This window comes from Pseudomonas sp. GW823-FHT02E01 (assembly GCF_058797535.1).
Window position 1 is genome coordinate 651,058 of the sequence record NZ_JBXAJS010000001.1, and the last position, 13,105, is coordinate 664,162.

Here is a 13,105-nt window from a genome sequence, read left to right on the forward strand (position 1 = left end):
CGGCGCTCCGAGGATGGAGGTCTGACATTCAACATTTGTATCGACTGTTACGACGCTATCGCGAGCAAGCTCGCTCCCACAGAAAAGCCTGCCATCGTCGCCAGATAGAGGATCAATCATCCGGCATTTCAGGCGGCTTGGCGGGCTTGGCCGGTTTGCCAGGTTTTGTACCTTTGGCGCCTTTTGCCGCCGGCTCGGCTTCAGTGACGGGAGCGGCCACGGTCGCGGTAAATTCTTTCTCGGCCACCGGCAGCTGATCGACAGCGCTGAAAACATCTTCCAGCTTGATGGCGTCCGATTGTTCAAGTTTCTTTTCGCCGTCCTTGCCGACCAGAATCACCTTGGTCTTGGCGCCGGCCCCCAGCTTGAGCGAGCGGATCAGCGCCGCCGTGTCCTGTGGCCCGAGGTCCTTGCCGTCGCGTTGGCCCATCAGGTTGAGTACGGTGTAGAGCACCATGTTGCGGTCGGTGAAGCCCTTGCGGTTAGCCGGCTCATCCAGGGACTTTTTCAGGCTGACCCAGGTCGGGTCAACCGTGCTCGGAGCGATGACGATCAGTGGCCGGGCCCTGCCCTTGTCCATGTCCAGCGGTGAGTCGCCATCGGCGGCGAACGAGGTGCCGGCAATCGCCAGCAAAGTAGCCAGAGTCAGTGACCTGATGAGCATGCGCATCTCCTTTTGATATTCACGCTCTAATGATTGCGCATCGCGGCGATCGTTCCGGGTGACATACCGCAAATATTGTTCGCCTTGCCCCAAGCTTAGGTCAGGGCGGTCATTGCGCAACAGACTGGGCTAATCTGAAGACTCATGGCAACCAGCCTGATCCCTTGTGAGGACTTGCCCATGAGTACTCAGTTGAATCACACCATCGTCTGGTGCCGGGACAAGCAGGTTTCGGCGAATTTCCTGACGGTCCTCCTTGGCCTGTCTGCCCCCGAGCCCTTCGGCCCCATGCTGATCGTCAAACTGGATAACGGCGTATCACTGGATTTCTACGACAACGAGCCGCCGATTGCGTCTCAGCACTACGCATTCCTGATTGGCGATGAGGATTTCGATGCGGCCTTCGCACGCCTGCAAGTCAACGGTCAGCCATGGTGGGCCGACCCGGGCAAGCAGCGACTGAGGGAGATCAATGATTACGCGGGAGGACGGCGGGTGTATTTCGATGACCCGGACGGGCATCTGCTGGAAATATTCACCCGCGAATGAAGCTGGCGTGGCGGCTTGAATCAGAACGCCAGTTTGTAGCCGATCAGCAACAGCATGGTCGCCAAGCAAGGGCGCAGCAATTCATCGGAGATGCGCCCGGTCAGGTGACTGCCCAGGTAAATCCCCGGCAACGAGCCCACCAGCAAGTAACCCAAGACGTGCCAATCCATGTTGCCCATGCTGGCGTGGCCAAGGCCCGCGACCAGGGTCAGCGGCACGGCGTGGGCGATTTCAGTCCCTACCAGGCGGCGGGTCGGCAGCATCGGATAGAGAATGAACAGTGCCACGGTGCCCAGTGCACCGGCACCGATGGACGTCAGCGCGACCATGGCGCCAAGGACCAGCCCGGTGATGACCGTCATCACGTTCAAACGTAATCCGCTGGGGTTGTAGTTGCCACCCGCACGTTTGTGGGCGAAGTCGAGCAGGCGCTTCTTGAACAGGATCGCCAGAGCCGTGGCGAACAACACGAACCCGAGGGCTTGCTTGATGATCGCGTTCATCGACTCGGGGGCGCTGTGCAGGGTACTGAGGAACCACAGCGTCAACGCCACCGCGGGCACGCTGCCCAAGGTCAGCCAGCCGGTGATCGCCCAGTCGATGTTGTTGTTCTTGCGGTGAACCAGTACGCCGCTGGACTTGGTGATGGCGGCGTACAGCAGGTCGGTACCGACCGCCGTCGCCGGGTTGATGCCGAATCCAAGCAGAATCGGGGTCATGAGCGACCCGCCACCTACGCCCGTCATGCCGACGATGAAGCCGACAACCAGCCCGGCAACGACCAACCCGATGTTCACTAAATCCATGAATACTTCCACAAAGATCGCAGGGGAAATCTGGCCCGCAGCATAGCGATATTTCTTATAACCAGTTATATCGATGCGATCTATCTTTATACCCTGAACTCAATTCCCCCTGTGGGAGCGGGCTTGCTCGCGAAAGCGGTGGGTCAGTCGATATTAATGCTGCCTGACACTACGCCTTCGCGAGCAAGCCCGCTCCCACAAGGAATATGTGTCGTGCTCACTGCACCGGCAGGAAATTCAGGAACAGCAGGCTCTGGGCATAGTTCACGCCGATGCGCCGGTAGCGTTCGTCGAGCATCCGGGTCAGCAGGTCCAGCCGGGCGACGATCTTGCCGAACTCGACGGCAAAGCTCAGGTTGCTGCCCTCCTCCGAGATTTCGTTGGAGAACAGCAAGGGCTGGCCCTCTTTGTTCTGTCGCTGGCTGAGGATCCAGGTGGCGATTTCGATATTGCGCGCGGCATTGCTGACAAATACCGGGTTGATCGTGTCGGTCATGTAGAACTCGAGGCGATTGCCGTGGGCGGTCACCAGCATGCTGCCGATGGCATAGATGAACGCCCCGACCCGGTCGCCCAGAAACTCCGGACTCATGGCAAAACGCAGGGCCGCGAGGTCCTTTTTGCCGCCCAGGGTCGGCAATGGTTGCTGCAGCTCAATGGTCATGCGCACTTGCTTGCCAGCGGTGCGGGCATCGAGGAAACCGGATTTTTTCAGCTCGTCGGGGTTACGCAGATAGAGCTTGCTCATCAGCAGGTAAAGGCTGTTGAGGTTGTCGCGCATGGTCAGGGTGGCCATGCGGTCGACGCTGGTCTGCAGGAACTCCTGGGGTTTGCCTTCGCGCATCTGGTTGATGATGTCGCCGCCCTGCTGCTGGCTGCAACCGGTGACGTAGAGCATCGACAGACCTGCAAGCAGCAGGCAATGACGGCGGATTCTAGTGGTGATCGTGGGTGAAACTCGAGCCATGGGTTCTTGGACTTGGGCCGGCGGAGGGGATCGCCGCAGGCTGCCATGGATAGAGCCGGACATTTCGAAAAAGTGCAGTATCGGCACAGAGCAATCGATCACCGGCAAGGTGCAGCTCAAGAGTTCGCAGCCTGCGGCGGAACCGATGGACTATTCTGCTGCCCACTGAAATAACCATCGGCATTCATAAAGGAGGTTTGCATGCGCACGCTTGAACTGGCTGGCACCAGGGTCCCGGTCATCGGCCAGGGGACCTGGCAGATGGGCGAAGACCGTTCACGGCACACGGAAGAAGTCGCGGCACTGCGCCTGGGTATCGAGCTGGGCATGACCCTGATCGACACTGCGGAAATGTACGCCGAAGGCGGTGCCGAGGAAGTGGTGCGCGATGCCATTGCCGGCCAGCGCGACAACGTCTTTCTGGTCAGCAAGGTGTACCCGCACAACGCCAGTCGCCAGGGCATTCCCCAGGCTTGCGAGCGAAGCCTGCGCAGGCTTGGCACCGATTACATCGACCTGTATCTGCTGCATTGGCGCGGTCAGTATCCTCTGGAAGAAACCGTCGACGCCTTCGAGCGCCTGCGCGAAGCCGGCAAGATTGGCCGTTGGGGCGTGTCCAACTTCGACCTCGACGACCTGCTGGAACTGGACGCCCCGGCCTGTGCCACCAATCAGGTGCTCTACAACCTGGAACAACGGGGCATAGAATTTGATTTGCTGCCCTGGAGCCAACAACGGCGGTTGCCGGTCATGGCTTACTGCCCGATTGGCCAAGGCGGTAAAATGCTCTTGGACGTCGCGCTCAAGCAGGTGGCTGTCCGTCACGGCGTCGCACCGGCTCAGGTGGCACTGGCCTGGATACTGCGTCAGGAAGGAGTGATCGCCATCCCCAAGGCGGTCCGACTCGAACATGTACGCCTCAACGCCCAGGCCGCCACGTTGCAGCTTGAGCCCGGGGATCTGGAGGCGCTGGACCAAGCGTTTCACGCGCCACAACGCAAACAGCGGCTGGCCATGGTCTGAACCACCGCAGCCTGTCAGAGAGCTTCGCCATGAGAAGCACCGACCACCTGGACCCGTTCAATCTGCAACGTTTTCTCCAGGCTCAGGACCCGGTATTCGACCGGGTTCAAAACGAGCTGAACAACGGACACAAGCGTAGTCACTGGATGTGGTTCATTTTTCCGCAGTTTGCCGGGCTCGGCGACAGCGAGATGTCGCGCCGCTTTGCCATCCGCTCGCGGGAGGAAGCCCTGGCCTACCTTGATCATCCGTTGCTGGGCGCCCGGCTGCGTACCTGCACCCAGGAAGTGCTGAACATCCGGGAGCGCTCGGTAGCGGGGATTTTCGGTCATCCCGACGACCTGAAGTTTCATTCCTCGATGACCCTGTTTGCCCAGGTCGCCGATGCCGACAACCTTTTCCAGCAAGCCTTGAACCAGTACTTCCACGGCATCCTGGATGACTGGACCCTGTCGCTGATGGACTCAAAACAGGCCCAGTTGCCCCCCAATCAGGGTTGAGAAGTCGTCGTCGACAAACGGCAGTATCGCGTCCGCCACCGGTTGCAGTTGCCGGGTGATGTAGTGGTCGTAATCGATGGGCGCGCTACGCACTTCCAGCGGTTCGGGGCCGGCGACGGTGATCACGTAGCTGATCCAGCCGCCGTTCTGATACTGCCGCGGGCGCCCCTGCCGGTCGTTGTACTCGTCGGCCAGGCGCGCCGCGCGCACATGGGGCGGTACGTTGCGCTGATAGTCATCGAGGGTGCGGCGCAGGCGTTTGCGGTAGATCAGCCGGTCATCGAATTCACCGGCCAGGGTCTTGCGCACGTAGTCACGCACATAATCCTGGTAGGGCTTGCGCAGGAAGATCCGCGAATACAGCTCCTGCTGGAACTGCCGGGCCAGCAGCGACCAGTCGGTGCGCACGGTTTCCAGGCCTTTGTAGACCATTTCGTCGCTGCCGTCGTCCCGGGTGACCAGTCCGGCATAGCGTTTTTTACTGCCTTCCTCGGCACCGCGAATGGTCGGCATCAAAAAGCGCTTGTAGTGGGTTTCGAATTGCAATTCGAGAACGCTCTGCAAGCCGTATTCCTGCTGCACGTGCTCGCGCCACCACTGATTGACGTGCGCCACCAGCGCCTGGCCGATCTGCGCCGCCTCCTGCTGGCCATGGGCGCGACGCAGCCAGACGAACGTCGAGTCGGTGTCGCCGTAAATCACCGCATGCCCCTGGGCTTCGATCAACTGGCGGGTGCGCAGCATGATTTCGTGCCCGCGCAAGGTGATGGACGACGCTAGGCGCGTGTCGAAGAAACGACAACCGCTGGAGCCGAGCACTCCGTAGAACGCGTTCATGATGATTTTCAGCGCCTGGGACAGCGGCGCGTTGTGTTCGCGCTTGGCGGTTTCCCGGCCTTCGGCCACCCGGGCGACGATGGACGGCAGACAATGCCGGGTGCGGGAAAAGCGCGCGCCACGAAATCCCGGCACCGACTCGCTGTCATCCGGGTGTTTGAGCCCCTCGATCAGCCCCACGGGGTCAATCAGGAAGGTGCGGATGATCGACGGGTAGAGACTTTTGTAGTCGAGCACCAGCACCGACTCGTACAGTCCCGGCTGCGAATCCATGACAAAACCGCCGGGGCTGGCTTCGGGCGGCTTGCCACCGAGGTTTGGCGCCACGAAACCCTGACGGTGCATCAGCGGCATGTACAGGTGCGTGAACGCCGCCACCGAACCGCCCATGCGATCGGCCGGCAAACCGGTGACGCTGGCTCGCTCCAACAGGAAGGTGAGCAACTCGGTCCTGGCAAAAATCCGCGTGACCAGTTCGCAGTCCTTGAGGTTGTATTTGGCCAGCGCCGGTTTGTCCTCGGCGAACATGCGATTGATTTCGTCCATGCGCTGGTACGGGTTGTCGATGGACTTGCCCTCGCCGAGCAAGGTTTGCGCGACGTTTTCCAGGCTGAACGAGGGGAAACTCCAGGTCGCCGAACGCAGGGCCTCGATACCGTCGATGATCAGGCGGCCAGCCGCAGATGCGAAGTAGTGATTACCGCTGCCGTGTTCGCGCCACTGCATTTCCTCGCCGCCACGCCCCAGTTTCAACGGCACCGCCAGGCGCCGGGCGTGTTCGTGAAGCACCCGCAAGTCGAACTGCACGACGTTCCAGCCGATGATCGCGTCGGGGTCGAACCGGGCAAACCATTCGTTGAGTTTTTTCAGCAACAGGGTGCGCGAATCGCAGTATTCGAGCTGGAAATCCACCTGGCTGGCATCGCCATTAGGCGGACCGAGCATGTACACCTGGCGCTCGCCGCAGCCTTCCAGGGCGATGGAATACAACTCGCCCTGAGCCGTGGTCTCGATGTCCAGGGACACCAGCTTCAGGCTCGGCCGGTAATCGGGGTCGGGTTTCATCTGCGCGTCGAGCAGCAGGCCCTCGGCATCCGGTGTGCCACTGAAGCGCACCGGCGCGGTGATGAAGCGCTCCATCATGTAGCGTTCCGGCGGGCGCACGTCGGCTTCGAACACCTCGACACCGGCCCGGCGCAGCGCGGTTTCCAGGCGCATCAACTGGCCATGTTGCTGGCAATAGAGACCGAGGACCGGGCGATGTTCGAAATCCTGCAGAGCCAGGGGTTTGAGCTCGACGTTTTTCTCGTCATGCAAAACACTTTCGGCGGGCTGACGCTGCGCAGCCGGGATGAACGCCACCGACGGTTGATGAGGCAGGCGGATACGCCGGGGACCGCTGTCGGTCGCCAGCCAGAATTCGACTTCCGTACCGGCCGGGGTGTCGCGCCAATGCCGGGTCAGGACGAAGCCCTGCTGTAGATCCACCACTGCAAACCTCGAAACTGATTCAGAGGGTGATTCTACCCGTCATCGACAGCGATAGCCCGTTTACCGCAGGCCTGTCAGGCAGGCACCGATCCTGTGGGAGCGAGCTTGCTCGCGATGGCGGCATTACATTCAGCGTTGGTGTTGACTGGCCCACCGCTATCGCGAGCAAGCTCGTTCCCACAGGTGGTTCGTTGGCCGGAATGTGGGGTTTGCCAAAGAAAAACCGCCAAATGACGTTTTTTGCGTGTTATCTGCCGCTTTCGCCCTTGCCCTGAACGCTTGCGTCTACGATTCTTCAAGAACAACGACAACACCCGAGTAACCACCATGAAAACCGTCGCCCAACTGCTCAAGCTCAAAGATCAGAAGAATCAGGAAGTGCACCAGATCAAACCCGACCACATGGTGCTCGAAGCGCTGATGAAGATGGCCGAGAAAAACGTCGGCGCCTTGCTCGTGGTGGAAAATGATGAAGTGCTGGGCATCATCAGCGAACGGGATTACGCGCGCAAACTGGTGTTGCACGGCCGCTCTTCGGTGGGCACGCCGGTGCGCGACATCATGGTGTCACCGGTGATTACCGTCGACACCCATCAAACCGTGGATACCTGCCTGGGCATCATGTCCGATAGACGCCTGCGTCACTTGCCGGTGGTCGAAGGCGGCAAATTGATCGGCCTGCTGTCGATCGGTGACCTGGTCAAGGAAGCCATTGCCGAACAGGCTGAACTGATTCGCCAGCTGGAACAGTACATTCGCGGGGAATAAAGCCGGACTCAATATTCACCCGAAAACCTGTGGGAGCGAGCTTGCTCGCGATGGGGTCCTGTCAGCCGACATTGATGTCGAATGTCAGGCCGTCATCGCGAGCAAGCTCGCTCCCACAGGGTAAGTGGTGTTTTCAAGCCGGCCAATGCCGGGCGAACACCGGTGCCAGTGCCGGGTGGCGGTCGATGCGTTCCAGCCAGGCGAAAAACCCCGGCCGGGCGTTGCGCAAATGTTCCCGGCTGCCCGCCCATCGCGAGATCACCGCCGCCAGCACATCCAGGCCCCCTGGTTTTTCGCTGCCCAGGTACAACTCACCCGAAAACTGATCGGCAAACACCTCCCAACTCCAGTGCAGGCGCCGGCGGGCGCCCTCCATGAGGTTCTGCCTGGACAACTCATCCGCCTCGGCCAGCCAGCGTTCGGGGTAATCGATGATGCCGATGGCCGCATAGCAATTGCTGACGATGTACGCCATGCCGCGAATGGCCTGGTCCCGTTCGGCCGGATCCTGCGGCAACAATCCCGATGCGGGAAAGGTGAGCCCGAGGTGGATCAGGATCGCCGCGCTCTCGGTCAGGACAGCGCCATCGGGTAGTTGCAAGGTCGGAATCTGTTTGAGCGGGTTGAGCTTCTCCAGCGCCTGGGCCGCCTCCGCGGACGTCTCGACATCGATGAAGCGATAAGGAACATCACAGAGCTCAAGGGCGGCTTCGATGGCCGCCGCCCCGGAGTTCTGATGGCCATAGAGCTGGTACATAAACGTCTCCTTGCATACCGTAACCTCTGCAGTGCCGCATCAAGCGTCGCGGCTGAGGATCGCGCCAGCTAACCAGTGTAGAAGCCACCACCCGCCACACCACGACCATCCGACGATCGCACCATCACGTTCACTTGGGGTGTGGCATCGGTCCTATCATTGCCGTCGATGTTCACCATCATCTCAATGAAGTTCTCTTAAAAAATCCCCGGCGTAACATCTGCTCCATACCAACCCATAAGCACCCCGGAGCACACCATCATGAAACGCCAAACCCTCCTCAGCATCGCTTTCTCGGTTTTCGCAGTTAACGCTTTCGCCGCAAACTCTGCTCAACCTGTAGTCGCTGAAGGCGGCTCGGATCGTCTGATTGAAAGCCGTGTGGCCGAGGGTGGTTCGGATCGCCTGATCGAAAACCGCGTCGCCGAAGGCGGTTCCGACAAGCTGTTGCAAAACCGTGTCGCTGAAGGTGGCTCCGACAAGCTCCTGCAAAACCGCGTCGCTGAAGGTGGCTCCGACAAGCTCTTGCAAAACCGTGTCGCTGAAGGTGGCTCCGACAAGCTCCTGCAAAACCGCGTCGCCGAAGGTGGCTCCGACAAACTGCTGCAAAACCGCGTCGCTGAAGGTGGCTCCGACAAGCTCCTGCAAAACCGCGTCGCCGAAGGTGGTTCGGATCGTTTGATCGAAAGCCGCGCTGTCTGAATGCAGTGCCTGACCGCAGGACTCAATGGAAACCCGGCCTCACCCGCCGGGTTTTTTATGCTTTTTTTGCGCCGCGATTACTGCCCTGCCCGCGCCATGCAGCGCTGGTAGCGTTCATCGACTCGCTTGGCGAACCACGCGGTGGTGAGTTTGCGGGTGATTTTCGGGCTTTGCAGCACGATCCCGGGTAACACTTGACGGGGTAACGGCCGGCCCTCGGCCCGTTCGGCCAATTCGAAAACCCGCCGATAGAGTTTGCTGTCTTCGAACGCCAGGGTGTTCCCCTCTTCCAGTTGTGCCCGGATCGTCGGATTGCGCATGTCCAGTTGCTTGCCGAGGGTACGCACGGCCAGTTCCGTGGTGCCGGGCATGATCGAACCGTAGCGCACCAGGTCGCCATCCAGCGCCAACGGGATACCGGAAGCCCGACTCACCGCGTTCTGGAACGCGGCGTTACGGCTGGCGTACCAACCCGCGTTGAAGTCCGCAAAGCGGTACAACGGCTGTGGGTAGCTCACCGGATACCCGAGCAGATGCGCAATGCCGAAATACATACCGCCGCGCCGGGTGAACACTTCATGACGAATCGAGCCCTTCACCGGGTACGGATAACCCTTGGCCTGCTGCTCGGCAAAATCAATACTGACCTGCATCGGCCCACCGGTATGCACCGGGTTGAAGCCGCCGAACAGGGTCTTGCCCATCGGCACCATGCCGATGAAGTCATCGAAAACAGCGCTCAGTTCCTTTTCACTGCGCGCGGCATTCAGGCGGCTGCTGTAGCTTTTGCCGTTGGGCGAGTCGAGCATTAACGCACCGCTCACCAACAGGCCGGGAATATGTGCCTTGGCGGCACGGCGGTCGATCTCGTCGCGGGAGATCTTGCCCAGGCCCGGTACGCTCGGATCGACCTGAAAGGTCGACTCCTGTTCAGTCACCGCCAGCACCGAGCACAGGTTTTGCGTAGTCGGCGAGATGTCTTGCGCGGTAAACGCCACCTGGATATCCGTGGCCCAACCCTGGCGATCGGCAGCCTTGGCCGGTAGCAAACGCACAATCTCGGCTTTCACTTCGGCCGGGCTGCGCGCCACCGGTTCCTGGGTCCGTTGGCTGCCGCAACCGGCCAATACCAGCAACGCTGCGACGCTTGTGATCAATCTGATTTGCATGTCGTTCCATCTAATCCGTTGGTCCGGGCCAACCATACGACCAATGGCAGGTCAGCGGCTACGTCTGTGACAGTCCGACGGTTGCCGCCCTCCCCGACTGGACCATACTTGATTCACACCGCGAGGAGGACAGGTTCATGCACCGCAGCGACGTGTTGATCATCGGCGCCGGCCCCACCGGGCTGGTCCTGGCGTTGTGGCTGAGCAAACTCGGCGTGCGCGTGCGGATCGTCGACAAAACCTCCGCCCCCGGCACCACGTCCCGGGCGCTGGCCGTCCAGGCACGGACGCTGGAGTTGTATCGCCAGCTTGGACTGGACGACGCCGTGGTGCAAAACGGCCATCAAGTAACGGCCGGCAACTTCTGGGTAAAGGGTGAGCCCGTGGCGCGCCTGCCCCTGTCTCAGATCGGTGAAGGCCTGACACCCTACTCGTTTCTCGAGATTTTCCCCCAGGACGAACACGAACGGCTGCTGATCGAGCGCCTGAACGCTTTCGGTATCACAGTGGAACGCAACACCGAACTGGCGGACTTCGAGCAAACCGCAGACGGCATCACGGCCACGCTGCACTTGCCCGACGGTCAGCAGGAAATCTGCCAGGCCTGTTACCTGGCCGGATGCGATGGTGCCCGGTCGATTGTGCGCAAAACCCTGGAGACCGGGTTTCCCGGCGGGACTTACCAGCAGATTTTCTACGTCGCCGACGTACAGGGCAGCGGCCCGACATTCAACGGCGAACTGCATGTGGACCTCGACGAGGCAGACTTCCTCGCCGTGTTCCCGTTGGCCGGCAGTGGTCGTGCGCGCTTGATCGGCACGGTACGCGACGAACGCGCCGAACACGCCGAGACCCTGCGCTTCGAGGACGTCAGCAGCAGGGCCATCGAGCACATGAAGGTGAAGGTCGAGCAACTGAACTGGTTTTCGACCTATCGCGTACATCATCGGGTGGCGGATCACTTCCGCAAAGACCGGGCGTTTTTACTGGGGGATGCCGCCCATGTGCACAGCCCGGCGGGCGGCCAGGGCATGAACACCGGGATTGGCGATGCCATCAACCTGGCCTGGAAACTGGCGGCCGTGTTGAGCGGCGGCGCAGAGGCCAGACTGCTCGACACCTATGAAACCGAGCGCATCGCGTTTGCACGCAAACTGGTGGCCACCACCGACCGGGTATTTAACTTCGTCACTGCCGATGGGCGAATTGCCGACTTGCTGCGTACACGCCTGGCCCCGTTCTTGATACCGAAAATAACCTCATTCGAAACCTCTCGCGAATTCATGTTTCGCACGGTGTCGCAGATCACCCTCAATTATCGTGGAATGCCGCTGAGCACGGGCGTTGCCGGGCACGTGCATGGTGGCGATCGCCTGCCCTGGGCCCATGACGGCGAGGGGGATAATTTTGAGTCGCTCAAGTGCCTGACCTGGCAGGTGCATGTCTATGGCGACACCAGCGACGAGATGATCGCCTGGTGCCACGAGCACCATTTGCCACTGCATGTGTTCGACTGGCGACCGGCGTTCGAAGCCGCGGGCCTGGGGCGCAACGGCTTTTATCTGTTGCGGCCCGACACCTATGTGGCGATTGCCGAAACTTGCGCGGACCCGAAAGTGATCGAACGGTATTTCCGTGATCACGGGATCCGGCCGTTTTTTGGCGCGCCCTGAGAACACCACATCCCCCCTGTAGGAGCGAGCCTGCTCGCGATGGACCCAAAGGCGCCGCGTTTAGTCAGTAAACACGCGTCATCGTTAACGACCATCGCGAGCAAGCTCGCTCCTACAAGGGGGATATGCGCTGGTGCCTAGATCCCCGCCAGCGCCAGGTCCATCGCAAAGTACGTAAAGATCAGGTCTGCCCCGGCACGTTTGATCGCCCCCAGGCTCTCGCGCACCACACGGTCTTCATCGATGGCCCCGGCCTGGGCGGCAAACTTGATCATCGCGTACTCACCGCTCACCTGATAGGCCGACAGCGGCAGGCGTGAGGCTTCGCGGATGTCGCGGATGATGTCCAGGTATGCACCGGCCGGTTTGACCATCAGCGCATCGGCGCCTTCCTGTTCGTCGAGCAACGATTCGCGTATCGCTTCGCGGCGGTTCATCGGGTTCATCTGGTAGCTTTTACGGTCGCCCTTGAGCGCACTGCCGCCGGCCTCGCGGAACGGGCCATAGAGCGCCGAAGCAAATTTGGTCGAATAGGCCATGATCACCGTCTGGGTAAACCCGGCGTCATCGAGCGCCCGGCGAATCGCCTGGACTTGCCCGTCCATGGCCGCCGAGGGTGCGATCACGTCGGCACCGGCCCGGGCCGCCGCGACGGCTTGCCTGCCGAGGTTGATCAGGGTCTGGTCGTTGTCGACTTCATGGTTGTGCAGCACGCCGCAATGGCCGTGGTCGGTGTATTCGCAAAAGCAGGTGTCTGACATTACGATCATTTCCGGCACCGCGTCCTTGGCGATGCGCGACATGCGCGAAACCAGGCCGTCCTCGCGCCAGGTGTCGCTGCCGCTGCTGTCCAGGTGGTGGGAGACGCCGAAGGTCATCACTGACTTGATCCCGGCACGGGCGTAGCGCTCGATCTCGCCGGCCAGCTTCGACTCGGGAATGCGCATCACGCCGGGCATGCTGTTGATCGGCACGAAGTCGTCGATTTCTTCTTCGACGAAAATCGGTAGTACCAGGTCGTTCAGGCTGAACTCGGTCTCCTGGAACAGGCTGCGCAGGCTCGCATTGCGGCGCAGACGGCGTGGGCGTGCTTCGGGGAACTGACTGGACATGGGTTTTCCTGAATTTCAGAGGACGAGATGTAGGAGCGAGCTTGCTCCGGGCGGCGCTCCGACGATGGTCGTAAACGATAACGCGCA

Annotated in this window: 13 protein-coding genes; 6 read left to right on the forward strand and 7 right to left on the reverse strand. The window is 60.8% G+C overall.

The window, feature by feature from the left end; genetic code table 11:
• Window positions 1-112 precede the first annotated feature (112 nt).
• Window positions 113-664: a DUF4174 domain-containing protein gene (locus tag AC1RDQ_RS02955; protein WP_492586244.1), complete on the reverse strand. Its 552-nt coding sequence runs from the start codon at window positions 662-664 to the stop codon at window positions 113-115.
• A 180-nt stretch (window positions 665-844) separates the two neighbouring features.
• On the opposite strand from AC1RDQ_RS02955, the gene AC1RDQ_RS02960 reads away from it, so the two are divergent.
• On the forward strand, window positions 845-1,213 hold the full coding sequence (locus AC1RDQ_RS02960) for a VOC family protein (protein WP_492586246.1): 369 nt from the start codon (window positions 845-847) through the stop codon (window positions 1,211-1,213).
• A gap of 20 nt (window positions 1,214-1,233) precedes the next feature.
• On the opposite strand, the gene AC1RDQ_RS02965 is transcribed toward AC1RDQ_RS02960, so the two are convergent.
• Both AC1RDQ_RS02965 and AC1RDQ_RS02970 read right to left on the reverse strand, forming a co-directional pair.
• On the reverse strand, window positions 1,234-2,019 hold the full coding sequence (locus tag AC1RDQ_RS02965) for a sulfite exporter TauE/SafE family protein (RefSeq protein ID WP_057714023.1): 786 nt from the start codon (window positions 2,017-2,019) through the stop codon (window positions 1,234-1,236).
• Between the two features lie 217 nt (window positions 2,020-2,236).
• Complete coding sequence (locus AC1RDQ_RS02970; protein WP_492586248.1) at window positions 2,237-2,986, reverse strand: hypothetical protein; 750 nt, start codon at window positions 2,984-2,986, stop codon at window positions 2,237-2,239.
• Between the two features lie 201 nt (window positions 2,987-3,187).
• On the opposite strand from AC1RDQ_RS02970, the gene AC1RDQ_RS02975 reads away from it, so the two are divergent.
• A complete protein-coding gene (locus AC1RDQ_RS02975) occupies window positions 3,188-4,009 on the forward strand; it encodes an aldo/keto reductase (RefSeq protein ID WP_492586250.1) in 822 nt (273 codons plus the stop codon).
• 29 nt (window positions 4,010-4,038) lie between these two features.
• Entirely contained in the window at window positions 4,039-4,509 is a 471-nt protein-coding gene (locus AC1RDQ_RS02980; protein WP_090456797.1) for a DUF1810 domain-containing protein, read from the forward strand.
• Here AC1RDQ_RS02980 and AC1RDQ_RS02985 read toward each other — a convergent pair.
• Entirely contained in the window at window positions 4,474-6,834 is a 2,361-nt protein-coding gene (locus AC1RDQ_RS02985; protein ID WP_492586252.1) for a DNA polymerase II, read from the reverse strand. The genes AC1RDQ_RS02980 and AC1RDQ_RS02985 overlap by 36 nt on opposite strands.
• A gap of 330 nt (window positions 6,835-7,164) precedes the next feature.
• On the opposite strand from AC1RDQ_RS02985, the gene AC1RDQ_RS02990 reads away from it, so the two are divergent.
• Window positions 7,165-7,605, forward strand: coding sequence for a CBS domain-containing protein (locus AC1RDQ_RS02990; RefSeq protein ID WP_007976812.1), 441 nt, complete (start codon window positions 7,165-7,167; stop codon window positions 7,603-7,605).
• A gap of 133 nt (window positions 7,606-7,738) precedes the next feature.
• Here the strand turns inward: AC1RDQ_RS02990 and AC1RDQ_RS02995 are convergent, their stop codons facing one another.
• Window positions 7,739-8,362 carry a glutathione S-transferase family protein gene (locus AC1RDQ_RS02995; RefSeq protein ID WP_057714019.1) on the reverse strand — a complete coding sequence of 208 codons (624 nt, stop codon included), beginning with the start codon at window positions 8,360-8,362 and terminating at the stop codon, window positions 7,739-7,741.
• A gap of 261 nt (window positions 8,363-8,623) precedes the next feature.
• Here AC1RDQ_RS02995 and AC1RDQ_RS03000 point away from each other — a divergent pair, with 261 nt between their 5' ends.
• A complete protein-coding gene (locus AC1RDQ_RS03000; protein ID WP_340315944.1) occupies window positions 8,624-9,064 on the forward strand; it encodes a phage infection protein in 441 nt (146 codons plus the stop codon).
• Between the two features lie 77 nt (window positions 9,065-9,141).
• Here AC1RDQ_RS03000 and AC1RDQ_RS03005 read toward each other — a convergent pair whose 3' ends face one another.
• A complete protein-coding gene (locus AC1RDQ_RS03005; RefSeq protein WP_492586254.1) occupies window positions 9,142-10,233 on the reverse strand; it encodes a DUF1615 domain-containing protein in 1,092 nt (363 codons plus the stop codon).
• Between the two features lie 137 nt (window positions 10,234-10,370).
• Between AC1RDQ_RS03005 and AC1RDQ_RS03010 the strand changes: the two genes are divergently transcribed.
• Entirely contained in the window at window positions 10,371-11,906 is a 1,536-nt protein-coding gene (locus tag AC1RDQ_RS03010; RefSeq protein WP_492586256.1) for an FAD-dependent oxidoreductase, read from the forward strand.
• Window positions 11,907-12,043: 137 nt separating this feature from the next.
• Here the strand turns inward: AC1RDQ_RS03010 and hemB are convergent, their stop codons facing one another.
• Window positions 12,044-13,018, reverse strand: coding sequence for a porphobilinogen synthase (hemB, locus tag AC1RDQ_RS03015; RefSeq protein ID WP_492586258.1), 975 nt, complete (start codon window positions 13,016-13,018; stop codon window positions 12,044-12,046).
• Between the last annotated feature and the right edge of the window lie 87 nt (window positions 13,019-13,105).